The sequence below is a fragment of the Thiorhodovibrio winogradskyi genome (genome assembly GCF_036208045.1).
Taxonomy (GTDB): domain Bacteria; phylum Pseudomonadota; class Gammaproteobacteria; order Chromatiales; family Chromatiaceae; genus Thiorhodovibrio; species Thiorhodovibrio winogradskyi.
Genome location: NZ_CP121472.1, coordinates 5,188,632 through 5,211,203, shown reverse-complemented (window position 1 = coordinate 5,211,203; position 22,572 = coordinate 5,188,632). Strand labels below are relative to the sequence as shown.

The following is a 22,572-nucleotide window of genomic DNA, read 5'->3' as shown; positions in this document are numbered from 1 at the left end:
CGAAGCGACGCAGCGCATGTTGGCGGACTGGACGGTCACGCCTGCTCAGATGGTAACTTCTCAATTTCTCATGTCCGCCCCACGATGCCAGTTACCGAGCCTGTGCCAGTTACCCTTGATGCCGAAATAGGCTGTTTTGCGCGGGAAAGTGTTCACGGCACCATCATCGCAACTATCTCCAAGGCCGCTGGCATGAGAGCTGGGCGCATCTGTCACTTCATTTACCCACAAAGAAGCCATCATTGCCGCGCTGATTAATCGCAAGCTGGCACAGTCATTGGTATTGGTCAGTCAGTTTGAGAACGCCGCGGATGACGTTCAAGCTATGCTTGAACGCGTCGATTGCTGGGCGAAAGGTGGGCGAAAGCTACCTGGATCGAATGGTTTTTATCGAGCTAGCCTTGCTGTTTGTAACCATGGAATCTGAATTTTTTTCTTTCAGGGCAGCCAGCAACAATGCCAAGATCCCACCTCACCCCGGCCGAGCGTGATTACTTCGCCCTGCTGACCGAAACCGTCTATTCCAATCCCTTTGGCAGCGATCCGGCGCGCCTTGGGCAGCTGCTCGGTCGGGAACTGCCAGTCGATCCCATTTCCCAGGCTGACCTCTATGGCGAGCTGATGCCGGCGCTTGATGCCCAGCTCGCGGTGTTACGCAGGCGTGGACTCGCACGCATCGACCAGTTTGCCGGCGAACACCAGGAGCTAATGCGGCAGGTTTTGCTGTTCGCGAGATATCAACGCCACCTGGAGTTGTTTGACCAACTTATAGAGCAGCAATCCAGGGCCGATGGCAGCGCATCCGATCCGCGCTGGTTGCCGCGACTGCTTGAAAACTTGCAAGCCGATGGTTTTGAGCGCGACGAGGCCCGTCGCTGGGTGGCGCTTTACTATCAACTGCGCCGCGCCTATTTTTTTATCGAGCGCGCCATGATCGGCCGCGGCGCGCCCATGCGCCGGCTCAGGCGCGCATTGTGGAATAGCGTGTTCACCAGCGACTTGCGCCGCTACACCCTGCTGTTGTGGGAACGCATGCAGGATTTCTCCACCCTGCTGCTCGGCGAGACCGGCACCGGCAAGGGCTCGGCCGCCGCGGCGATCGGCCGCTCGGGAGCCATTCCCATGACCAGCGACGAGCGCGGCTTCACCCATGGCCTTGACCGGACGTTCATCGCGACCAATCTCTCGGAACTCTCCGAGGGCCTGATCGAATCCGAACTCTTCGGCCATCGCAAGGGCGCCTTCACCGGCGCGGTGGACCATCATGATGGTCTGTTCGCACGCTGCGATGCCTGGGGTACCCTGTTTCTCGATGAAATCGGCGATGTCTCCCTGCCGGTGCAGACCAAACTCTTGCGGGTGCTGCAAGAGCGCACTTTCGCGCCCGTTGGCAGTCATCAAGCCAAGCGCTTCGCTGGTCGGGTGGTGGCGGCGACCAATCGTCCGCTTGCCGAGCTCACAGCTGGCCAGGGGTTTCGTCGCGATTTTTTCTACCGCTTGTCCGGGAATATCATCCAGATGCCGAGCCTGCGTGAACGCCTGGCCGACTGCCCGGACGAGCTTGGTGAACTGGCCGGTGCCCTGCTCGGGCGCATGCTTGGCGAGTCCGCCCGCGTCGAACACCGACGCATCATGGAGGCCCTGGCCGAGCTGCCCGCCGACTACCCTTGGCCCGGCAATGTTCGCGAGTTGGAGCAGGCACTGCGGCGCATCATCCTCAACGGTCGCTATGTCCCCGATGCCTTGCCAGGATCCGTCGCCGTGCCCGACCAGCAGGATCCCTGGCTCGCCGCCACGCGCGCCGGCACCCTAGACGCCGCCGCCTTGCTTGCCGGCTATTGCCGGCGGCTTTATGACCGCCTCGGCACCTACGAGGCAGTCGCCGCCGTCACCCAGCTGGACCGGCGCACGGTCAAGAAGCATATCGGGAGTTTTCAGACCTAGCGGGCGCGGAGATGCGCTCGCTATCGGTGATTAGCATCAAGGATGGAAAGGCATCTTCGCTGCCCTTGTCCTTCAGATGATGAGGTTTGTGGCCTAGGCTGACGTCCAGAGGCCTGTTCTCCTGACTGTGTGTGACTTCTATCGCGAGTTTTGTATCAGTATTAATCGATCTATTGCATAAAAAATATTAGTTTTAATCTATCTGATTGCGCCACATATCATCTTGGTAACCGCTCGGAGGTTCCACGCATAGGTGAAAGGGTCGCATTGGGGGCTGGGTTCCGGGCGGGGAGGTCGCGGGGCGCGCGGCACCGAGTCGCGCACGCGAGTGCCATTACCCGAAAGAGGAGCGCATCGATGGAGTTCATACTGGATTTTCTGACCCGTTTCGCCACGCAGCTGCAATCGCCCACCCTGGGGTTTTTGATCGGGGGAGCGGTACTTGCCGCGCTTGGCAGCCGTCTGGAGGTGCCAGACGCCATTTACAAGTTCATTGTCTTCATGCTGCTGATGAAGATCGGCCTGAAAGGTGGAATGAAGATCCGCGAGGCGGATTTAGGCGACATGCTGCTACCCGCGTTGTTCGCCGTGCTGATTGGCGTCATCATTGTGCTGCTGGGGCGTTACACCCTGGCTATCTTGCCGAAAATCCGGACCGAGGAGGGGATCGCCACGGCGGGCCTGTTCGGCGCCGTGAGTGGCTCGACCCTGGCCGCGGCCATGGCGGTGATGGATGCCGAGGGCCTCACCTACGAGGCATGGGCGCCAGCGCTTTATCCCTTCATGGATATCCCGGCACTGGTGCTGGCCATCGTCATGGCCAACGTCTATCTGACCAAGCGCAAGGGCGATGCTGGGACGCGGGTGAAAATCTGGCCCATCGTCACCGATAGCCTGCGCGGTTCGGCGCTCTCTGCTCTACTGCTTGGCATAGCGCTCGGTTTGCTGACAAGGCCAGACTTTGTCTATGACTCCTTCTACGAGCCGCTGTTTCGCGGTCTGCTATCGGTGCTGATGCTGGTGATGGGTATGGAGGCTTATGCGCGCGTTAACGAGTTGCGCAAAGTCGCTCACTGGTATGCCGTGTATGGCGCCGTGGCGCCCCTGGTGCATGGATTGATTGCCTTTGGGCTCGGCTATATCGCGCACGTCACCACCGGCTTTAGTCCAGGTGGCGTGGTGCTGCTCTCGGTGCTGGCCGCGTCGAGTTCCGATATTTCAGGACCACCGACGCTGCGCGCGGGTATTCCGTCCGCCAATCCCTCGGCTTATATCGGCGCCTCGACCGCCCTCGGAACCCCGGTGGCCATTGCTATTGGCATTCCGTTGTTCATTGGCCTGGCGCAAGTAGTCTTCGCCAGCGCCTGAGCTCATCCCGTTCCTCCAGTATTCACAAAAAAATCATCATTAAGAAGGTGACAGCCCATGATCAGACAAGCCATCAAGCTCACCATTGTGACCGAACGCCTGTTGCTGAAGGAGATTATCCGCGTGATTGAAGCAGCTGGCGCCAGCGGTTATACAGTCACGCCGGCTAGCGGCAAGGGCAGCAAAAACCTGCGCTCCTCCGGTGACCCCATGGTCTCGGACACTTATGCCAATGTGCGTATCGAGGTGATCACGACCGAGCCCGAGATGTCCGAGCGTATTGCCAATGAGATCGGCGAGAAGTTCTTCGAGAACTTCTCCGGCATCATTTACCGCGATCAAGTTGAGGTACTGCGGGCGCATTGGCTTTAAGACCATGCCATGCCCCATGATCCATGACGCATGACTTAGGCGTTTCGGGCCGCTGATAGTCGCAAGTGCGCAAGTTTCCTGTCGGGATTAGGTGTGGGTTTATTGGCGACAACTTGGCAGCTTGGCCTTTGCCTCGGCTGCCAGGGGCGTTGACCCGGAGCGATCAGCCACCACTAGCTTCAACCAAGCCATTGACCGTTAGCCGCAAGGTGCGTTGCGCCTTGGCTGCCGCGACCTGAGAGTGGGTGACCATCAGGGTGATGGCGCCGGCGTCACGGGTGCGCTCAAACAACAACTCCAGCACCCCTTCGGCACGCTCAGGGTCGAGATTGCCGGTCGGCTCATCGCACAACACCACGGCTGGTTCATGCACCAGTGCGCGGGCAATGGCGACTCGCTGCATCTCACCGCCCGAAAGGTGGCGTGGCCAGTCTTGTGCCCGGTCTCCCAGTCCGACGCGCTCTAGCATGGCTTGCGCGCGTTCGCGCGCGACGCGGTCCTTGTGACTGAGCAGCCACAGCGGAAGGGCAACATTCTGCTGCAAAGTGAGATGTGGCAGCAAATGAAAGGCTTGGAACACAAAGCCAAAGTGGCGCTTGCGCAGGTCCGCGAAGCTGTCCTCATCGAGTACTGTTAGTTCATGCTCGCCGAGGCGGATCATGCCGCTGTCGACCCGCTCCAGCCCAGCGATGCAATTCAGCAGCGTCGATTTGCCTACGCCCGACTCGCCAACAATGGCCACCGACTGCCCCGGCTCCAGCCGCAGGCAGGCGTTGCGGAACAACGGATGCCAGAGCGTCGGGTCGAAGGCCTTGGTGAGGTTGTCGAGAGTCAGGGTCATGGTACTGGATGCCGATGGTGAAGTGTCACGGGAGGACAAAGGCGAGTGTTCGCCTCGAAGCCTAATATGAGCATACTTTAAGTAACAAACTGAGAGGTTGACGCCAAGGCGACGAACACTGCGGTGTTCGATGCCGCGCTGATCTTTAACCTGGTGACGGACGCCGCGATCGCAAGAATTTAGGTTTAACCAAGCAGGCATCGCTCGTGCATTCGTGAGATGTCGTTATCCGCACAGCTGCTGCGGCTTTGTCGGCTCTGCGACGGGCTGTCAGCTTCAGGTTTGACTGCCTGCTCCACTGAAATTTCAGCCTGTTAGCTGCGCATTCTACGCTGGCACGCCAGTTGCTTAAGCTCTATCGACTCTGTCGAACAACGGCCCCCTTGGGGCGAGCAACTGGGAGAACATTCATGGCAACGCGTCAATGCGCAATCTACGGCAAGGGTGGAATTGGTAAGTCCACCACCACCCAAAATTTGGTCGCCGGTCTGGCCGAGTTGGGCAAAAAAGTAATGATCGTCGGCTGCGATCCCAAGGCCGACTCCACCCGTCTGATCCTGCACTCCAAGGCGCAGGACACCATCATGCAGATGGCGGCTGACGCTGGTTCGGTCGAGGATCTAGAGCTTGAGGATGTGATGGCGACCGGTTACGGCGGTATCAAGTGCGTTGAGTCCGGTGGCCCGGAGCCGGGTGTGGGCTGTGCCGGTCGTGGTGTCATCACCGCGATCAACTTCCTGGAAGAGGAAGGTGCCTATGAAGACGATCTGGATTTCGTTTTCTACGACGTATTGGGCGATGTGGTCTGTGGCGGTTTTGCCATGCCGATTCGCGAGAATAAGGCGCAGGAAATTTACATTGTTTGCTCCGGCGAGATGATGGCGATGTACGCCGCCAACAACATTGCCAAGGGCATTTGCAAGTATGCCAAATCCGGCAGCGTGCGTCTGGCTGGGCTGATCTGCAACAGCCGCAATACTGCGCGCGAAGATGAGCTCATCATTGAGCTAGCTCGTCAGCTCGGCACCCAGATGATCCATTTCGTGCCGCGCGATAACGTGGTGCAGCGCGCTGAGATCCGGCGCATGACCGTCATTGAGTACGACCCAAAGGCCAAGCAGGCGGACGAGTACCGCACCCTGGCGCAGAAGGTTATCGACAACAAGATGTTTGTTGTTCCGACCCCGATCACCATGGATGAACTCGAAGACCTGCTGATGAAGTTCGGCATCATGGAAGGTGAGGACGAGAGCATCATCGGCAAGACCGCCGCTGAGGAACAAGCGGTCGCGGCCTAAGCTGTCCGGTTCAGGATCGCACACAAAACCCCTAGTCCCTGTCTGACCGCGCGCCTGTCCGCGAATGAGCGGCAGCGCCGTTTAGAGGATCGCCCAGATGGCAAAGATGACCCAAGAAGAGACCCAGGCCCTAATTCAGGAGGTCCTGGAGGTGTATCCCGAGAAGGCCAAGAAAGATCGCGCCAAGCACTTGGCCGTCAATGACCCGAGCCTGGAACAACCCAAAAAGTGCATTACCTCCAACCGCAAATCACAGCCCGGTGTCATGACCGTGCGCGGCTGTGCCTACGCCGGTTCGCGCGGCGTGGTCTGGGGTCCGGTGAAGGACATGGTGCATATTTCGCACGGGCCGATCGGTTGCGGCCAGTATTCCCGAGCCGGGCGGCGCAATTATTACGTTGGTCATACCGGTGTGGATACCTTCGGCACCATGAATTTCACCTCCGATTTCCAGGAGAAAGATATCGTTTTCGGCGGCGATAAAAAGCTCGATAAGTTGATTGATGAGATCAATGAGCTGTTCCCACTAGTCAAAGGGATTTCCGTGCAGTCTGAATGCCCGGTTGGCCTGATTGGTGACGATATTGAAGCGGTATCGAAGAAAAAGACAAAGGATCTCGGAAAGCCGGTGATTCCGGTGCGCTGCGAGGGCTTCCGCGGGGTGTCACAGTCCCTTGGCCATCACATTGCCAACGACTCACTGCGCGATTGGGTGCTGTCGAATCGCGACGGCGATAACAGCTTTGAGACCACGCCTTACGATGTTGCTATTCTGGGTGATTACAACATTGGTGGTGATGCCTGGTCCTCACGCATTCTGCTTGAGGAAATGGGGCTGCGCGTGGTGGCCATGTGGTCGGGTGACGGCACGCTGCCAGAAATGGAGCTGACATCCAAGGTCAAGCTCAATCTGGTGCATTGTTATCGCTCGATTAACTACATCACCCGGCACATGGAAGAAAAGTACGGCATTCCCTGGATGGAATACAACCTGTTTGGGCCGACGAAAATCGCCGACTCCCTGCGCGCCATTGCCGCGCGCTTTGACGAGACCATTCAGGCCAATGCCGAGAAGGTCATTGCCAAGTATCAGGCCGAATATGAAGCCGTGGTGGCCAAATACAAACCGCGCTTGGAAGGCAAGAAGGTGATGCTCTATGTCGGGGGCTTGCGCCCGCGCCATATCATCGGCGCCTATGAAGACTTGGGCATGGAAGTCATTGGCACCGGTTATGAGTTCGCCCATAACGACGACTACGACCGCACGCTCAAGGACATGGGCAATGCCACCCTGCTATATGACGATGTCACTGGCTATGAGTTGGAAGAATTCGTCAAGCGCCTGAAGCCGGATTTAATCGGTTCTGGCATCAAAGAAAAATATATCTTCCAGAAAATGGGCGTTCCTTTCCGGCAGATGCACTCCTGGGATTACTCCGGCCCTTATCACGGCTATGACGGCTTCGCCATCTTTGCCCGCGACATGGATATGACGGTGAATAATCCCTGCTGGAATCGCATGCAGGCACCTTGGTTGGAATCAGGCTCTCAAACGGCCGAGTCATCGGCGCAACAGGCCGCCGCCTGATGCCCAACGCCTGGTTTAGGCAGGTCGCGACCGCGGGGCTGGAAAAAGACTAGCCTCGCATTTCCCAAAGAATGCATTGGCGCCGTCCCCATGGGGCGGCGAATACAGCCTCTTATTGCCCTTTGTCCGCGAATTGGCGGCGGGGCTGGAGTACACCCATGAGCCAGACTGTCGAAAAAATCAAACCCTGTTATCCCTTATTCTGTGATCAGGACTATCAGGACAGCTTCAAGACCAAGCGCGAGCAATTCGAGGAAGCTCATCCAATTGATAAGGTCGAGGAAGTCTTTCAGTGGACCACCACCCAAGAGTATCAGGAGAAGAACTTTGCCCGTGAAGCCTTGACCATCGACCCGGCCAAGGCCTGTCAGCCACTTGGCGCGGTGCTTTGCGCCCTGGGCTTTGAGAAGACCCTGCCCTATGTGCATGGCTCTCAGGGCTGCGTGGCGTATTTCCGCACTTATTTCAATCGCCATTTCAAAGAGCCGATTGCCTGTGTGTCGGACTCCATGACCGAGGACGCGGCCGTCTTTGGTGGCCATAAGAACATGTATGAGGGTCTCGAGAACGCCAAAGCACTCTACAAGCCGGAGATGATCGCTGTTTCCACCACCTGCATGGCTGAGGTCATTGGTGATGATTTGAATGCCTTCATCGGCAATGCCAAGAAAGAAGGCCATATTCCACCGGAATTCCCCACGCCTTTTGCTCATACCCCCAGCTTTGTTGGTAGCCATACCACTGGCTGGGACAATATGTTCGAGGGGGTGCAGCGTTACTTCACTGTCAACGCCATGGAGGACAAAACAGTCGGCAGCAATGGCAAAATCAACCTGGTGCCAGGCTTTGAAACCTATCTCGGCAATTATCGTGTGATGCATCGTATGATGAAAGAAATGGGCGTCGACTACAGCCTGTTGTGCGACCCGACTGAAGTGCTCGATACGCCGGCCGATGGCGAATACCGCATGTACGCCGGTGGCACCACCATTGATGAAATCAAGGACGCGCCCAACGCCATCGATACGCTGCTACTGCAGCCCTGGCAATTGTCCAAGACCAAAAAGTACGTCGAGACCATTTGGAAGCAGCCGTGCAATCACATCGATATCCCGATGGGGCTGGAATGGACGGATAACTTTCTGATGAAAGTCTCTGAACTGACCGGCAAAGCCATCCCCGACAGCCTGGCCAAGGAGCGCGGGCGTTTGGTTGACATGATGACCGACAGCCACGCCTGGCTGCATGGCAAGAAGTTCGCCCTTTACGGCGATGCTGATTTTGTCATGGGCATGACCAACTTTCTGCTCGAACTCGGTGCCGAGCCTACCCATGTTCTGTGCCACCATGCCAATAAGCGCTGGAAAAAGGCAGTGGAAAAAATGCTCGCCGCCTCGCCCTATGGCCAGCAGGCAACAGTCTATATGAGCAAGGATCTGTGGCACCTACGCTCACTGTGCTTTACCGATAAGCCAGATTTTCTGATTGGTAACAGCTACGGCAAATTTATTCAGCGCGATACCCTGCACAAGGGCAAGGAATTCGAGGTGCCATTGATTCGTATCGGCTTCCCGATCTTCGACCGCCATCATCTGCATCGGATGACCACCCTGGGCTATGAAGGTGCCATGTACATTCTCACCACCCTGGTCAACGCGGTGCTCGAGCGTCTCGATGAGGAAACGCGCGAGATGGGCAAGACCGACTTCAACTACGACCTGATTCGTTAATGTAAGCGCCTGGCGCTGTCACCTTGTGGTGGCGCCGGCCGTTTACGAATCATGAGGATGCCTGAATGCCCAATGTGATGATTCGAAAAAACGACGATGGCGCCTTGCTGTTCTATGTGGCAAAAAAGGATATGGAAGAGACCATCGCCAGCGTTGAGACCGATACGGCGGAGGCTTGGGGCGGGGAAGTGGCCCTGACTGACGGGTCGCGCTGGTACATTGACCCGATCAGCCCTCCGCCCGCCTTTCCGACAACCCTGAGATTCAAGCGCGCCGAATAAAGGCGCCTGCCTGACAGGAGAACCCTCCCATGGCTTACCAGATCATGAAAGACCTCTGCACCGCCTGTGGCGACTGCGAACCGGCCTGTCCGACCGGCTCAATCGGCCCAGCAAAAGGCGTTTATGCGATTAATACCGACACCTGCAATGAATGCGACGGCGAGTCCGACATGCCCCAGTGCATCGATGCCTGCATGGAAGATGGCTGCATTGTGCCGATTTGACACCGCTGTTGTGTTCGAGCTTTTTCGCCCCGCCATAATGGGGCGGAGACTTCATTCGCCCTTTGTTCAACATCGGTTAGTACCACCCCAAAGACCATGACCTCCACCGCACTCACCGACGACATGGCGCTGCGCATCGGCCTGGCCGCGCGTGCGCTGCCCGATACCTCACCGGCGCGCCTGCTGGCGGTGCTGGCTGACTGCATTGGTCTGCCGCCGAACGCCGAAAAGCTCGATACCCTGAGCATCAAACAGTTGCGCAGCGGCGCCAGTGGTGAACTCGCCGATTGCGATCACTCGGTACTGAAAACCGCCCTGGCCTACCTGAATGGCACCGCCAGCACGGAAAGCATGCCGCCCCCGGTCCCTCAAAGCCCGCTGATCAACGCCTCGGGTAGTGATCCCGAAGGTACGATTCGCGTCGCCATCGCCTCGAATAATGGCGATTTGCTCGACGGCCACTTCGGCTCCTGCGAGCGATTTTTAGTGTATCAAGTCAGCGCTGATCAATTCCGACTGATTGACTGTCGCGAGATCGATGACCGCCAAGCCGAGGATGACAAAAACAGTTATCGTGCCGGCCTGATCGCCGATTGCCAGTTGCTCTATGTGGTCTCTATCGGTGGACCGGCCGCGGCCAAGGTGGTCAAACGCGACATCCATCCGATCAAGATCCCGGATGGCGGCGCGGCGCCGGCCTTGATTGGCGAACTGCAACAGATCATTGGCGCCAAGACTCCACCCTGGCTTGCTAAAATCATGGGCCAGCCGGCTGAGTCCAGGGTGCGCTTCAAGGCGCGAGCGCTGGAAGAATGATCACCCCCGAACGCATCGATCAGATCGTTACCATCCTCGAGCGCGCTGGTCTAAACGCCCAAACCCTGAGCGCCTTGCGCGCAGCTCTGCCTGATCTGCATTTCACCCACTGCATGAACGACGACCTGGGTGAGCAGACTCCGGTGCGCAGGGCGATGGGATTTCATCTCTACCTGGTCGAAGGCAGCAGTGGCCATTGCCTGCAACTGACCCGCGATCTGGAATTGGCGACTGGGGTGGTACTCGCTGAAGTTGAGCCTGTCAGCGATGCCTGATGAGCCTGCCCGGCTCGGTTCTCGGAAATGCCCAGGGATGATTCAGGCAGCCGGACTGAGCCAACTGGTTTGGCTAGGGGGTCTGGTTAGGGTCTGGCCAGGGGCCGGTTAAGGCTTGACCGCTTGGCGCAGGGCGAAACCGTGCTAGCCCTAATTGACAAGCCGTAGAAGTATTTACCCTCGATTCTGGACATTTCCGTCCGACTCGTTCAAACTGCCTGCCTATGTTGATTGACGAGGCAGCCCCCTGAACTTGCACGACATCACCCTGCGTGCGGTCGCCCCAGATGAAGAGGCGCGCTTCAAAGCATTGCTCGAGGCGTATCACTACCTGGGCGCGGCGGCAAAAATCGGTCACACCCTCTGGTATGTCGCCATCTGGCGGGATCAGTGGTTGGCGTTGCTGGTGCTGAGCGCCGCGGCCTGGAAGTGCGCGGCGCGCGATCAGTGGATCGGCTGGGATCGCCGCTACCAGTTCGACCGCCTGCATCTGATCGCCAACAACGCCCGCTTTCTCATTCTGCCCCAGTGGCATGTGCCCAATCTCGCCTCCAAGGTGCTGTCGCTGTGCGAGCGCCAGGTCAGCACTGATTGGCAGACCCGCTTCGGTTATCCGCTGTGGTTGCTGGAGACCTTCGTCGATCCGCGCCGCTTTACCGGCACCTGCTATCGCGCGGCCAACTGGCTGGAGGTCGGGCAGACGCGCGGGTACCGCCGCACGCGCGCCGGCTACAGCCAGCAGCCCGATGGCGCCAAGCGGGTGTTTGTCCGCCCCTTGATCGGGCAGGTCCAAGCACGCTTGTCCGACCCAAGACTCGATTCCCAGTATCGCTATGGAGCCCCAAAACTCATGATCTCCGCACAACAGATGCGTTCGCTTCCTGCGTTCTTTGTCGATGTCCCTGATCCGCGTCGCGGCCAAGGCCGGCGTCATCCCTTGCCGGTGGTTCTTGCGATCTCCGCCGCGGCGGTGCTGTGCGGGGCGCGTGGCTATAAGGCCATCGCCGCTTGGGCGAAGGATCTCAGCCAGGCGGCCCGGGCGCGCTTTGGTTGCCGTTATCGCAACGGTCGCTATGAGGTGCCCAGCCGCACGCGCATCCGCGATGTCCTCACCCGGGTCGATCCCGACGCCCTTGATGGGGCGCTGCAGGGCTGGAATGCGCAGATGGGCGCCGAGGACGAGGGCCTGGCCATTGATGGCAAGACGATGTGCAATGCCATCGACGCCGAGGGACGCCAGACCCACATCCTCGGTGTCGTTGGACATGACTCCAAGGTCTGTCACACCCAAAAAAAGTCGGTGCTTTGCCTGTCAATGGCAGTGATGAACTGAAGCAAACCAACGAGATCGGGATGGCCATCCCGGTGCTCGACTCCCTCGACCTCACTGACAAGACCCTCACCGCCGACGCCCTGCTCACCCAGCGCTCGCTCGCTGAGTATCTCATCGAACGGGGCGCGCATTACGTCTTTATCGCCAAAGAGAATCAGCCCACGCTGGTTGCCGACATCCGCCTGCTTTTCCAGGCGCGGGGCGAGCCGGATTTTCGCGAGTCATCGGACCTTGCGCATGGGCGTATCGAAAGCCGCGCGATTTGGACCTCCACGGCGCTGAACAACTATCTCGATTTCCCCCATGTCGGGCAGGTCTTCGCCATTGAGCGCACCACCACTGAGAAAAAAACCGACAAGACCTCCGTCGAGACAGTCTTCGGCGTCACGGATCATACCCCTGAGAGTGCAAGCCCTAAGCGCCTGCTCGCCTTCAACCGTGGGCATTGGGGCATTGAAGCCCATCACTGGATCCTCGACTGGAACTGGGATGAGGATCGCTGCACCATCCGCACCGGCCATGGACCAGAAAACATCACCCGACTGCGCCGGTTTGCCGCCGGTCTGATCAAAACGAAATCCAAGGATTCCGTGGCAGCCACCATCGAGAAGCTCGCGCGCAAAGTCCGCCGTGTCTTCGATTATCTGGGCATGACGGCAAACTCAATGCCCCGCGCTGCCCGTGTCGCGCCTGTTGGTTAGAACGGATTTGCCGTGCCGCTTGGCGCGTCCTTGCTTGTATCTCCGGCGGCACTCTGCTAATTTGCGCGCTGACGCTGCGGATGATGCGCGGCGTTTTTGTTTCGGTGGGCGGTGTCGGTCCCCGCGCAAGGCTAAGTCGTGAACCCGGTCAGGCCCGGAAGGGAGCAGCCGCAGCGATGGACGTCTGTGCCGTGGTGTGGCTGGCATTGTCCACCACCCTGCCATCCGATCCGCCTGTGTTCCCACCTGTCCCGCCAGCGGCGCGCCCGATTCATTGCATGTTACTCAGCGATTCCGACCCGGCCGAGAATGCCACCACGGCTTATCAGGTGCTGGCGCGCAAATGGCGTCCGCGGACCTTTGCCGATCTTGTAGGGCAGGAGCATGTCGTCCAGGCACTGACCAATGCGCTTGATCGCGGCCAACTCCATCATGCCTATTTGTTTACTGGGACCCGTGGAGTTGGCAAGACCACGCTGGCGCGCATTTTGGCCAAATCGCTGAACTGTGAACAGGGCGTCAGCGCCTTGCCATGCGGCATTTGCGCAAGCTGCCGAGAGATTCATGAAGGGCGCTTTATCGATCTGCAGGAGATCGACGCGGCATCGCGGACAAAGGTCGAACAAACCCGCGAGTTGCTTGAGAATGTCCCCTTCGCGCCTGTGCGTGGCCGATACAAGGTGTACCTGATAGACGAGGTGCACATGTTTTCTGGTCATAGCTTCAATGCATTGCTGAAAACGCTCGAAGAACCGCCGCCGCATGTCAAATTCGTGCTGGCCACGACCGACCCGCAAAAGCTCCCACCCACGGTGCTGTCGCGCTGTTTGCAGTTCAATCTCAAGCACCTGCTCCCGGAGCAAATTGGGGGCAGGTTTCGTCACGTCCTCGAGACCGAGGGGATCGCATTCGAAGAGCAAGCACTCGCCTTGCTCGCGCGCGCCGCCGAGGGCAGCATGCGCGATGGCTTGAGCCTGCTCGATCAAGGAATTGCATTTGGTGGTGGCCAGTTGCGGGTGACCGAGGTGCGCGCCATGCTTGGCGCGCTCGATCATGATCTCACTCTGGCGCTGGTTGAGGCGCTCTGTGATCACGATGGCCCCCGGCTGCTTGCGGAAATTGGTCGGGTTGCCGAGTTGACGCCAGACTTTGCTGGTGTGCTCAAATCCGTGATCGAGCTGCTTCATCGTCTGGCGCTGGCGCAGCAAGTGCCGACCACCCTGGACAGCGCCGATCCGGACTACACACGTCTTAAAACCCTGGCCGAGCGTGTCGCGCCGGAAGACCTGCAGCTGTACTATCAGGTGGCGGTCATGGGGCAGCAAGATCTCCCCTTGGCACCGGATGCCCGCGCTGGGCTCGAAATGGTGTTTCTGCGCGCGCTCGCCTTCCGCCCTGATAGCGCTGGCGCATCGCGCCCTGCTGCCCGCCAGAGTGCTGGACCGGCCTCGGGTGCGTCGGAGACATCCGGGCCATCGGCCAAGGGACAGTCAGGGTCGGGGACACTGGCCGCAGGAGAACCGGCCAGGGCTGCCGCGGTGGCTGAACCCCAAGTCGTTGCTGCCCAAGTCGTTGCTGCCCAAGACACTGAGCCTCGAGCTGTTGCGCCCCAATCCGTTGCGCTCCAAGCCATCCAGCCAGGGATCACTCAGTCGGTCCCCGTGCAGTGGGACCATGGGGTTGCGCCTTCTTTAGTAACTGCTGGGGCGGTGCAGGGTAAGGCGCTGACGCCGGGCCTGGCAAACGACCAGGATTGGCATCAGCTGGTGGAGCAGCTGCCGGTGAACGGTCTTGGGCGGCAGTTGGCTTCCCACTGCGCTTTTCAGTCCTGGCGGGGTGGTGAGCTGCATCTGCAACTCGAGCCTGATTGTGAACATCTGATCAAGGCCGACTCGGCTGAGCAGCGGCTTGCACAATCTCTGCGGGAGGTTCTCGGCCAGCCGGTTCGGCTGCGGATCGCGGCGCGGCGGTCGGTCAATGATACTCCGGCGCGGGCGCGCGCGCGGGTCGCGCAGAGACGTCAGCGCGAGGCCGAGGCGTTGATGCATCAAGACCCCATCGCCCTGGGTTTGGTCTCGCGACTCAATGCTGAGTGGGTGCCGGGCAGTATTCAGGCAACAGGGTAGTCTCTCCGTCCATGCCCGGGTTCCCAGTTGCCGAATCGCAATGCCGAACAATCGGCCTGAGCTGGGATGCCTTGCTGGGATGCCTTGCTGGGATGAAAGTATTCGATTGACAATGACAGAGGGTCACGCATGAAAGGCGGAATCGGGAACATGCTGAAGCAGGCGCAGAGAATGCAGCAGGAGATGCAGGAATCGCAAGAGCGCCTAGCACAGGAGGAAGTCATCGGCGAGTCCGGTGGCGGTATGGTCAAAATCACCATGACGGGAAGATATGAGGTGCGCAAGGTGGACCTTGATCCCTCATTACTCACTGATGATAAAGAGATGCTTGAAGATTTGATTGTCGCTGCGACCAATGATGCCGTGCATCGTGTCGCCGAAAAGCAAAAGGACAGCATGGCAAATTTGACCGCGGGTCTGCCCCTGCCGCCTGGGTTTAAGCTCCCGTTCTAACTATTCGCATGGAGAACAGGACCATGAGAGAGAAACCTGACCGAAGCAAGGTGCCGGCTACTTATCCGTGTCTGATGGTCCTGATAAATTGTGTCTGAATCAACCCTATTGCCGGAATTGATCGACGCCCTGCGCTGCTTGCCGGGAGTTGGGCCCAAATCGGCGCAGCGCATGGCGTTTTATCTGCTCGAGCGGGATCGCGATGCCGGTCGTCATTTGGCGTCCGTCATGGCGGCATCCATGGACCGAATTGGACGCTGCGAGTCCTGTCGCACCTTGACGGAAGCGCCGCTGTGCAGTATCTGTATGAATCCCAAGCGTGATCAGGGTTTGGTCTGCGTGGTGGAAGGTCCGTCTGACGTGGCGGCAATCGAACAGGCAACGGAGTTTTCCGGAGGATACTTCGTGCTTGGTGGGCGTCTGTCGCCGCTCGATGGCATAGGTCCCGAGGAGCTTGAGCTGGGACGGCTGCGGCAACGACTGGCCGGAGGTGGTGTGCGTGAGCTTATCTTGGCCATTAGCCCCACGATCGAGGGGAGTGCCACCTCGCACTATATCGCCGAGATGGCCGCTTTAGCGCAGGTACCTGTCACTCGCATCGCCCACGGCGTGCCTTTGGGAGGCGAACTCGAATACGTCGACGGTGGCACCCTCGCGCATGCCTTCAGCGGGCGCCTGCCGGTTTAAGTTTTTTCCGAGCATCGCCGCGAGATGGCAGAATGGGCAACCGCGGCAACAGGAGACCGAGAAGCTATGTCAGATACTGTGTTCGGTAAAATCGCCCGCGGGGAGATGGACGCCGATATTGTCTATCAGGACGCGGAGATCGTCGCTTTTCGCGATCTGAATCCTCAGGCTCCCGTGCACATTTTAATTATCCCGCGCAAGCCTATTGCGACCCTGAACGATGTCACGCCAGAGGATGCCGCGCTCGTCGGGCGCCTGTTTCAGGTTGCCTCGCGGTTGGCGGCCGAGGAAGGGATCGCCGACCAGGGCTATCGCACGGTGATCAACTGTAATGCCCAGGCAGGACAGACTGTTTATCACTTGCATGTTCATCTGCTTGGCGGACGCGCGCTACAGTGGCCACCGGGTTAGTGGCTGGCGGAGACGAGACCGTGGAGATAGAATCCGTGCAGAACGGCACGCATGGCGTGCTTGAAATCAAAGCAGCGTCCTTTACTCTGCCCGTTATTCGTCTGTTGCGGGTGGACATGGAAGAATTTGCCGATGAGATCAGGGCCAAGGTTGAGCAGGCGCCTGATTTTTTTCGAAACGCTCCGGTGGTCATTGATCTGGGTGGTCTCAATGATCCTGTGGCCGAGATTAATTTTCCGCGCCTGGTGGGGCTTCTGCGCGGTTATGGCATGCTGCCGGTCGGGCTGCGCGGGGGGGGCTTGGAACAGCAAGACGCGGCTCGTGCCATGGAACTCGTGCTGATGAGCGACGGGGGGCGTCGCCGCATGTACGAGACGACCCATGACAACGGGCAAGGAGAAGACGCGCAATCACCGGCTGAAAGCGTGCAAACTGGCGGCAAGCCCTCCCGGGGCGATGCGGGGGATCACGGCCTCGGTATCGAGGTTGGCTCCACCCTGATTGATCGGCCCGTGCGCTCCGGCCAAAAGGTTTATGCGGCTGGTGGCGATCTGACAATTACCGCGGCAGTTAACTCCGGCGCCGAACTGATGGCCGATGGCAATATTCACATCTACGGGCCTTTGCGTGGTCGCGTGTTTGCTGGCATCAACGGCAACGTCCGGGCGCGGATCTTTTGTCAGGATTTGCAAGCGGAATTGGTGGCGATCGCTGGCCACTACCGTGTTAGCGAGAATATTCCGGCCAATCTGAAGAATGCCAGAGTCCAGATCTATCTCGATAAGGACAGTCTCCGCATTGAACCGTTTTGAACAAACCCGTTTTGAGCAAACCCGTTTTGAGTAAATTAAGTTTGTATGAGCCTTTGTTGACTGTTGCCAACGCGGGGTCATTTTCGGCAAGATACACTCAAGTGTTTGCCAACGAGCAGTCTCTTCATCTTAGCTGCCCCTTTTTAGCGGCCACTGTTTTAGCGGCCTCCGTTTTAGCAGGAGGATCAATCCTTGGCTAGAGTTATCGTGATCACCTCGGGCAAAGGGGGTGTCGGCAAAACGACGACCGCTGCTGCCATGGCCATGGGTCTGGCGCAGAAGGGGCATCGAACCGTCGTGATCGATTTCGATGTTGGTTTGCGCAACCTGGACCTTGTGCTCGGATGCGAGCGGCGTGTGGTGTATGACTTTGTCAACGTGATCAATGGCGAGGCGAAGCTCAACCAGGCATTGATCCGCGACAAGCGCTGCGACAAACTGTCAATTCTGCCGGCCTCGCAAACCCGCGACAAGGACGCGCTGGGTCGCGACGGGGTCGGACAGGTGCTGGAGGATCTGGCAAAGGATTATGAGTACATTATTTGCGACTCGCCGGCTGGCATTGAGCATGGCGCCCTGATGGCCATGTACTTCGCCGACGATGCGGTGGTGGTCACCAATCCGGAGGTGTCCTCGGTGCGGGATTCCGACCGCATGCTTGGCATCCTCTCCAGCAAGTCACGACGTTCCGAGGAGAATCTCGAGCCGATTGCGGAGCACCTGTTGCTGACACGCTACTCGCCCGAGCGGGTTGAACGCGGCGAGATGCTCAGCGTGGCCGATGTGCAGGAAATCCTGTCACTCAAACTCCTTGGTGTGATTCCGGAATCCCAGGCGGTGCTCAATGCATCCAACGCTGGCATCCCGGTGATTCTCGATACCAATTCCAACGCTGGCCAAGCGTACCAGGATATGGTCATGCGCTACCTCGGCCATGAGGTTCCGCTGCGTTTTCTGTCCGCCGATAAGCGGGGATTCCTCGGGCGCTTTTTCGGAGGCTAGCCGATGGGCTTACTCGACTATTTCCGCAGTACGGGTCAGGGCAAGGGGTCTGCCTCTGTCGCGAAAGAGCGCCTGCAGATTCTGGTCGCGCATGATCGACTGGCGCGTGATCGCCCGTCCTACCTGCCCAAGCTTGAGCGTGAAATTCTTGACGTGATCAGGAAGTACGTCGATGTTGACCTTAATGCAGTCTCCGTCAGCTACGAGCAAGAGGACGATCAGGAGATTCTCGAACTCAATATCGTGCTGCCGGACCAGCCTGGGCGCTGAGAGTTTTTCCTGAATCAATGTCCTGGTGGTCACTAGGGACGAATTGGTTCACCCCATGTTGCGCTTAGGTCGTCGCCATATCATCCCCGCTGGCGAGCAACCTTTCGATAATGCCGGCATAAATGGCCGCGAGGGGCTCCAGTTCAGTCACCGGCACGCATTCGTTGATCTTGTGGATGGTCGCGTTCAGCGGACCAAGCTCCACCACCTGAGCGCCGCTCGGTGCGATAAAGCGTCCATCCGAGGTGCCCCCGCTGGTCGACAGCCGGGTGTCGATGCCCGTGACGGCTTTAATCGCGGCCGCTGTTGCCTCTGTGAGCTTTCCCACGGGGGTCAGGAAGGGCTGGCCCGACAAGCGCCAGTCAATCTGGTACTCAAGCTCGGTTTGCTGCAATAACTCGGTAAAACGCTGCTGAATTCGCTCCGGCGTCAACTCAGTGGAGAAACGCCAATTGCATAAGAGCTCAAGCTCGCCCGGAATCACATTCTCGGCGCCCGTGCCGGCGTGGATGTTCGATAGCTGAAAGCTGGTCGGCGGAAAGTAGGCATTACCCCTGTCCCAAACCTCCGCGCACAGCGGGCCAAGCGCATGGCTCAGACGATGGATGGGGTTCAGCGCCAACTCCGGGTAAGCCACATGGCCCTGCCGCCCAATCAGCCGCACAGCTGCATTCAGACTGCCGCGGCGTCCGTTGCGGATTTGATCCCCGAGCCTGCCCTGGCTCGATGGCTCACCCACCAGGCAGTAGTCGATATGCTCGCCACGGGCTTGCAGAGTTTCCATCACCCGACGGGTGCCATCGACAGCCGGGCCTTCCTCGTCGCTGGTGATCAGCAGGGCGATGGAGCCCAGGGGGGCCGGGTGGCGGGCGAGGAACTGCTCGCAGGCGACCACCATGGCCGCCAAGGAACTTTTCATGTCCGCCGCGCCGCGACCATAGAGCAGACCATCGCGAATCTCGGGTGCGAAGGGGTCGCTGTCCCATAGATCGAGCGGGCCGGTTGGGACCACATCCGTATGCCCGGCCAGACAAAGCAGGGGTGATTGATCGCCAAAACGCGCCCAGAGATTGGTGACTTTGCCAAAGCGGAGTGTTTCAAGCCGAAAGCCGAGCCGTGACAGCCGCTCGCCAAGCAGCGCCTGGCAGCCGGCATCATCCGGGGTGAGTGATGGCCGGGCGATGAGGGCCCGGGCCAGTTCCAGGACGGGAGACACGGGCGCGCGGCTCAGATGTCGCGCAGTAGTTCGTTGATGCCCACCTTGCCGCGGGTTTTCTCGTCCACCTGCTTGATGATGACCGCGCAGTAGAGACTATGGGTGCCGTCTTTTGCCGGTAGATTGCCCGGCACGACCACGGCTCCAGCTGGCACATGACCGAACAGGGTCTCGCCCGTGGTGCGGTTATAAATCTTGGTGCTTTGGCCAATGTAAACGCCCATGGAGATGACCGCGCCCTCACCAACGATAACGCCTTCGACAATCTCCGAGCGCGCGCCAATGAAGCAGTTGTCCTCGATAATGGTCGGCGCCGCCTGCACCGGCTCCAGCACGCCGCCGATGCCGACACCGCCAGAGAGATGGACATTCTTGCCGATTTGAGCGCAGGATCCGACAGTCGCCCAGGTGTCCACCATGGTGCCAGAATCCACATAAGCGCCAATGTTCACATAGCTTGGCATCAGCACGCAGCTGGGCGCGATGTAAGAACCCCGACGCGCGGTCGCCGGCGGCACCACCCGCACTCCGCCCACGCGGAACTCACGGGAATTGCTGTCCTGATACTTCGATGGCACCTTGTCGTAATAATTGGTGAAGCCGCCCTTGATAAAAGCATTGTCCTCGATGCGAAAGGACAGCAGCACGGCTTTCTTGACCCAGTCGTTCACCTGCCACTGGCCGTCGCGCTTCTCGGCGACCCGCAACTCGCCGCGATCGAGTCGTTCAATGGTGTCCTGCACCGCATCACGCACCAGGGTTTCCACATTGCGCGGGGTAATCTCGGCACGGCGTTCAAAGGCTTGGTCAATAATCTGTTGCTGCTCGTTCAAGGTCGGGCTCCGGAAGGTGAGTAATGAAATTGGCCCGCATTATACCCGAGGCGCTCACTGTCGGACGCGCCGGATCCCTGCCGTTCAATCTAGGGGCTTGGTGGACTGGCGAGACTTCATTGGAGTCTGTCTTGAGTGGATGCCTTGCGCTGAATGAGGGTTAAGATCGCGCGGGGTCTGCTCATGGCGACGTAGCTGGCGGCAATGGATTCTGGCCTTGAAATGTCCTCGGGTAGGTCAACCAGAATCACGGCTTGATTCTCCAGTCCCTTAAATTCAGCGATGGTTGCGAAGCTGATTTGTGCCGGTGGGAAAGTGCGCATCGCGTATTCATCAAGCACCTGAATCCTAGAGCTCAGCCGACGCGGTAGATGCGCGACCCTTGAGTCTGGGAATGGAAAGGGAGACAGAATGCTAATGCTGCCCGGATACAGCCCGCCCTGATCGACCAAGTAGTCAAGCTCCTCGGCAAGGGCTTGGGCGAGCCCCTGTTGAGATTCCGCTTGACGGATGCGGATGTCGGGGCCGTTGCCTGTCCCTTTGATACCCATGTCGGCCTTGAGTCTTGACTGCACCTGATTGAGTATCTGTCTTGTGTTGCGGCAATTGGTTCTTAGCGGCACCGAGATCGGGTTGAAACTGTGCAAGAGTGCCAAGGCATGCGGATCGGCAGGACTTAAGATGCCGGATTGATTGTTGACATCGTGAAAAAAACACCAGGTTCCCGCGCCGAGACCACCAGCGAGCATCACATTCATCTGGCCGATGGCGTGCAGGTCGAGCAAGTCCTGGCCCTCGTCGACGATCAGGGCATCGAATTGTTCAATATTGCAGCGCTGTGCCGCGCGCTTGGCGGATTCAGGTAGCGCAACGGCTACCCTGGGGATTGTAAAGCGGCTTTCGAGCCAATGCCGCAGCCAAGGAGATCGGCAGACAACCAAGACCATGAGCCCAGCGCCGGACCAACGCCGAGCCAGCTCGAGCGCAAGAAAGGTCTTGCCGGTGCCTGCGCCGCCTTTGCAAATGACTCTATTGTTAACTTCAATAACGTCAACAAGGCGCATCTGATCGTCAGTCAGCTCCACAGTTCGACGCGCAATGTCGTCGATTTGAGCATGCAATGCGATCGACAGCAGCGCCATGACCGATGGCGTAGACCCGATGGTTGCGATACCTGAGTTCCAGTTCCTGATCTTCGTCGCTGAGCTGGTCGAAGGACACGCCAGGGTAGGGGCCGACAACTCCTGCATCAATGATGCACTCAAGGCCAACATCGAACAGAGCCATTGTGTTGCGTTCGCGGGATTCCTTCTCGCCCTGATTGCTAGGCATTAACAGCTGAGTGTTGCTCAAGGATGCAGTCACGAGCCAGCCTCGCGCAAGGGGACGCCAGATGAGCAGGAGTTCAGCAAGCGCATTGTTCCCATCGCTGAACACATCGAAGGAGGTTCTGAGGAAGCGTCGATCATCGGGCGCCACAAATTCATAGGCAACCGATTCGTCCCCACCAAGGTCATCGCTTTCCCAGTTATTCGCGAACCGCCCTTGCTGATCCCTGGTTATTCCATGCTCGTCAGAGGCGCCAGTGAGAAAATAACGCCTCGCTCGCGGGACAAGCTGCAAGCGAATCTTCTCGCCAACGACGAAAAAAGAAAATCCTACCGAAGACGGAGGGACGAAGCGCTGTTTTCGCGGACTTATCCCCAGCACCTGATGTGCAGCTTCCCCTGCATCACCGTCTCCCTCGTCGATGTGATCCCCCGCGTCGCTCTCATCCCGCGCCGGATCGATGCCGAATTCCCCGCGCAGGATGGGGAAGAGAATTCCCGTCTGATAACGATCAAGGGGTTTGATCCCGATCAGCGCCTCCCCCTCGCCGATCAGGCATTGGCGTAGCCAGGCATAGAGTCGGTCGCGATGCTCAGCGAGTGTCATGCACGGATTCTGTTCCCAAGTGGCTTGATGAGGCGGGCGATTGGTGAGCCTTTGGG

The 22,572-nt window shown here is 58.8% G+C and carries 24 protein-coding genes and 1 other RNA gene; 20 read left to right on the top strand and 5 right to left on the bottom strand.

Annotated features, from left to right (window positions below; genetic code table 11):
* The first annotated feature begins 456 nt into the window (after positions 1-456).
* The 3 genes from Thiowin_RS23845 (at position 457) to Thiowin_RS23835 (ending at position 3,684) form a co-directional block, all read left to right on the top strand.
* Entirely contained in the window at positions 457-1,944 is a 1,488-nt protein-coding gene (locus tag Thiowin_RS23845) for a sigma-54-dependent transcriptional regulator (protein ID WP_328985466.1), read from the top strand.
* A 357-nt stretch (positions 1,945-2,301) separates the two neighbouring features.
* Positions 2,302-3,312, top strand: a complete 1,011-nt coding sequence (locus Thiowin_RS23840; protein WP_328985465.1) for a sodium-dependent bicarbonate transport family permease — start codon at positions 2,302-2,304, stop codon at positions 3,310-3,312.
* A gap of 57 nt (positions 3,313-3,369) precedes the next feature.
* Positions 3,370-3,684 (top strand): P-II family nitrogen regulator, encoded by a 315-nt coding sequence (locus tag Thiowin_RS23835; protein WP_328985464.1) that lies wholly within the window; start codon positions 3,370-3,372, stop codon positions 3,682-3,684.
* Between the two features lie 163 nt (positions 3,685-3,847).
* Here the strand turns inward: Thiowin_RS23835 and Thiowin_RS23830 are convergent, their stop codons facing one another.
* On the bottom strand, positions 3,848-4,525 hold the full coding sequence (locus Thiowin_RS23830) for an ABC transporter ATP-binding protein (protein ID WP_328985463.1): 678 nt from the start codon (positions 4,523-4,525) through the stop codon (positions 3,848-3,850).
* A gap of 410 nt (positions 4,526-4,935) precedes the next feature.
* Between Thiowin_RS23830 and nifH the strand changes: the two genes are divergently transcribed.
* From nifH to minE, 17 genes are all read left to right on the top strand, one after another.
* A complete protein-coding gene (gene nifH, locus Thiowin_RS23825; protein ID WP_328985462.1) occupies positions 4,936-5,823 on the top strand; it encodes a nitrogenase iron protein in 888 nt (295 codons plus the stop codon).
* 97 nt (positions 5,824-5,920) lie between these two features.
* Entirely contained in the window at positions 5,921-7,411 is a 1,491-nt protein-coding gene (gene nifD / locus Thiowin_RS23820) for a nitrogenase molybdenum-iron protein alpha chain (RefSeq protein ID WP_328985461.1), read from the top strand.
* 158 nt (positions 7,412-7,569) lie between these two features.
* Complete coding sequence (gene nifK, locus Thiowin_RS23815; protein WP_328985460.1) at positions 7,570-9,141, top strand: nitrogenase molybdenum-iron protein subunit beta; 1,572 nt, start codon at positions 7,570-7,572, stop codon at positions 9,139-9,141.
* Positions 9,142-9,206: 65 nt separating this feature from the next.
* Entirely contained in the window at positions 9,207-9,422 is a 216-nt protein-coding gene (nifT, locus tag Thiowin_RS23810) for a putative nitrogen fixation protein NifT (protein ID WP_328985459.1), read from the top strand.
* Between the two features lie 29 nt (positions 9,423-9,451).
* A complete protein-coding gene (locus tag Thiowin_RS23805; RefSeq protein ID WP_328985458.1) occupies positions 9,452-9,646 on the top strand; it encodes a 4Fe-4S binding protein in 195 nt (64 codons plus the stop codon).
* Positions 9,647-9,742: 96 nt separating this feature from the next.
* Entirely contained in the window at positions 9,743-10,462 is a 720-nt protein-coding gene (locus tag Thiowin_RS23800; protein WP_328985457.1) for a dinitrogenase iron-molybdenum cofactor biosynthesis protein, read from the top strand.
* Positions 10,459-10,737 carry a DUF6129 family protein gene (locus Thiowin_RS23795; protein WP_328985456.1) on the top strand — a complete coding sequence of 93 codons (279 nt, stop codon included), beginning with the start codon at positions 10,459-10,461 and terminating at the stop codon, positions 10,735-10,737. Before Thiowin_RS23800 ends, Thiowin_RS23795 begins: the two co-directional genes overlap by 4 nt.
* A 253-nt stretch (positions 10,738-10,990) precedes the next feature.
* Positions 10,991-12,070: a Druantia anti-phage system protein DruA gene (locus Thiowin_RS23790; protein WP_328983485.1), complete on the top strand. Its 1,080-nt coding sequence runs from the start codon at positions 10,991-10,993 to the stop codon at positions 12,068-12,070.
* A 20-nt stretch (positions 12,071-12,090) separates the two neighbouring features.
* The gene (locus Thiowin_RS23785) at positions 12,091-12,771 is read left to right on the top strand and encodes an ISAs1 family transposase (protein WP_328983484.1); all 681 of its coding nucleotides are present in this window, start codon (positions 12,091-12,093) and stop codon (positions 12,769-12,771) included.
* Positions 12,772-12,883: 112 nt separating this feature from the next.
* Positions 12,884-12,980, top strand: an RNA gene (ffs, locus tag Thiowin_RS23780) — signal recognition particle sRNA small type.
* A gap of 69 nt (positions 12,981-13,049) precedes the next feature.
* A complete protein-coding gene (gene dnaX, locus Thiowin_RS23775; protein WP_328985455.1) occupies positions 13,050-14,897 on the top strand; it encodes a DNA polymerase III subunit gamma/tau in 1,848 nt (615 codons plus the stop codon).
* Between the two features lie 129 nt (positions 14,898-15,026).
* Complete coding sequence (locus tag Thiowin_RS23770; RefSeq protein ID WP_328985454.1) at positions 15,027-15,350, top strand: YbaB/EbfC family nucleoid-associated protein; 324 nt, start codon at positions 15,027-15,029, stop codon at positions 15,348-15,350.
* Between the two features lie 90 nt (positions 15,351-15,440).
* Positions 15,441-16,037: a recombination mediator RecR gene (gene recR, locus Thiowin_RS23765; protein ID WP_328985453.1), complete on the top strand. Its 597-nt coding sequence runs from the start codon at positions 15,441-15,443 to the stop codon at positions 16,035-16,037.
* A gap of 66 nt (positions 16,038-16,103) precedes the next feature.
* Positions 16,104-16,448: a histidine triad nucleotide-binding protein gene (locus Thiowin_RS23760; RefSeq protein WP_328985452.1), complete on the top strand. Its 345-nt coding sequence runs from the start codon at positions 16,104-16,106 to the stop codon at positions 16,446-16,448.
* A gap of 20 nt (positions 16,449-16,468) precedes the next feature.
* Positions 16,469-17,260: a septum site-determining protein MinC gene (gene minC, locus Thiowin_RS23755; protein ID WP_328985451.1), complete on the top strand. Its 792-nt coding sequence runs from the start codon at positions 16,469-16,471 to the stop codon at positions 17,258-17,260.
* Between the two features lie 192 nt (positions 17,261-17,452).
* The gene (minD, locus tag Thiowin_RS23750) at positions 17,453-18,262 is read left to right on the top strand and encodes a septum site-determining protein MinD (protein WP_328985450.1); all 810 of its coding nucleotides are present in this window, start codon (positions 17,453-17,455) and stop codon (positions 18,260-18,262) included.
* 3 nt (positions 18,263-18,265) lie between these two features.
* On the top strand, positions 18,266-18,532 hold the full coding sequence (gene minE, locus Thiowin_RS23745; protein WP_328985449.1) for a cell division topological specificity factor MinE: 267 nt from the start codon (positions 18,266-18,268) through the stop codon (positions 18,530-18,532).
* A gap of 64 nt (positions 18,533-18,596) precedes the next feature.
* Here the strand turns inward: minE and dapE are convergent, their stop codons facing one another.
* From dapE to Thiowin_RS23725, 4 genes are all read right to left on the bottom strand, one after another.
* Entirely contained in the window at positions 18,597-19,748 is a 1,152-nt protein-coding gene (gene dapE / locus Thiowin_RS23740) for a succinyl-diaminopimelate desuccinylase (protein ID WP_328985448.1), read from the bottom strand.
* Between the two features lie 11 nt (positions 19,749-19,759).
* Positions 19,760-20,581 (bottom strand): 2,3,4,5-tetrahydropyridine-2,6-dicarboxylate N-succinyltransferase, encoded by an 822-nt coding sequence (gene dapD / locus Thiowin_RS23735; protein WP_328985447.1) that lies wholly within the window; start codon positions 20,579-20,581, stop codon positions 19,760-19,762.
* A 116-nt stretch (positions 20,582-20,697) separates the two neighbouring features.
* On the bottom strand, positions 20,698-21,645 hold the full coding sequence (locus Thiowin_RS23730) for a DEAD/DEAH box helicase (RefSeq protein ID WP_328985446.1): 948 nt from the start codon (positions 21,643-21,645) through the stop codon (positions 20,698-20,700).
* Between the two features lie 7 nt (positions 21,646-21,652).
* Positions 21,653-22,516, bottom strand: a complete 864-nt coding sequence (locus Thiowin_RS23725; protein ID WP_328985445.1) for a hypothetical protein — start codon at positions 22,514-22,516, stop codon at positions 21,653-21,655.
* Positions 22,517-22,572 lie beyond the last annotated feature (56 nt).

Bases quoted from the DNA above. Each gene is read 5' to 3' on its own strand.
- minE (WP_328985449.1), top strand. From the start codon at position 18,266: ATGGGCTTACTCGACTATTTCCGCAGTACGGGTCAGGGCAAGGGGTCT.
- Thiowin_RS23830 (WP_328985463.1), bottom strand. From the start codon at position 4,525: ATGACCCTGACTCTCGACAACCTCACCAAGGCCTTCGACCCGACGCTC.
- nifD (WP_328985461.1), top strand. From the start codon at position 5,921: ATGGCAAAGATGACCCAAGAAGAGACCCAGGCCCTAATTCAGGAGGTC.
- Thiowin_RS23845 (WP_328985466.1), top strand. From the start codon at position 457: ATGCCAAGATCCCACCTCACCCCGGCCGAGCGTGATTACTTCGCCCTG.
- Thiowin_RS23840 (WP_328985465.1), top strand. From the start codon at position 2,302: ATGGAGTTCATACTGGATTTTCTGACCCGTTTCGCCACGCAGCTGCAA.
- Thiowin_RS23725 (WP_328985445.1), bottom strand. From the start codon at position 22,516: ATGACACTCGCTGAGCATCGCGACCGACTCTATGCCTGGCTACGCCAA.
- Thiowin_RS23770 (WP_328985454.1), top strand. From the start codon at position 15,027: ATGAAAGGCGGAATCGGGAACATGCTGAAGCAGGCGCAGAGAATGCAG.
- Thiowin_RS23800 (WP_328985457.1), top strand. From the start codon at position 9,743: ATGACCTCCACCGCACTCACCGACGACATGGCGCTGCGCATCGGCCTG.
- dnaX (WP_328985455.1), top strand. From the start codon at position 13,050: ATGTTACTCAGCGATTCCGACCCGGCCGAGAATGCCACCACGGCTTAT.
- nifH (WP_328985462.1), top strand. From the start codon at position 4,936: ATGGCAACGCGTCAATGCGCAATCTACGGCAAGGGTGGAATTGGTAAG.
- Thiowin_RS23785 (WP_328983484.1), top strand. From the start codon at position 12,091: ATGGCCATCCCGGTGCTCGACTCCCTCGACCTCACTGACAAGACCCTC.
- Thiowin_RS23730 (WP_328985446.1), bottom strand. From the start codon at position 21,645: ATGCGCCTTGTTGACGTTATTGAAGTTAACAATAGAGTCATTTGCAAA.
- Thiowin_RS23760 (WP_328985452.1), top strand. From the start codon at position 16,104: ATGTCAGATACTGTGTTCGGTAAAATCGCCCGCGGGGAGATGGACGCC.
- Thiowin_RS23805 (WP_328985458.1), top strand. From the start codon at position 9,452: ATGGCTTACCAGATCATGAAAGACCTCTGCACCGCCTGTGGCGACTGC.
- Thiowin_RS23795 (WP_328985456.1), top strand. From the start codon at position 10,459: ATGATCACCCCCGAACGCATCGATCAGATCGTTACCATCCTCGAGCGC.
- Thiowin_RS23835 (WP_328985464.1), top strand. From the start codon at position 3,370: ATGATCAGACAAGCCATCAAGCTCACCATTGTGACCGAACGCCTGTTG.
- nifK (WP_328985460.1), top strand. From the start codon at position 7,570: ATGAGCCAGACTGTCGAAAAAATCAAACCCTGTTATCCCTTATTCTGT.
- nifT (WP_328985459.1), top strand. From the start codon at position 9,207: ATGCCCAATGTGATGATTCGAAAAAACGACGATGGCGCCTTGCTGTTC.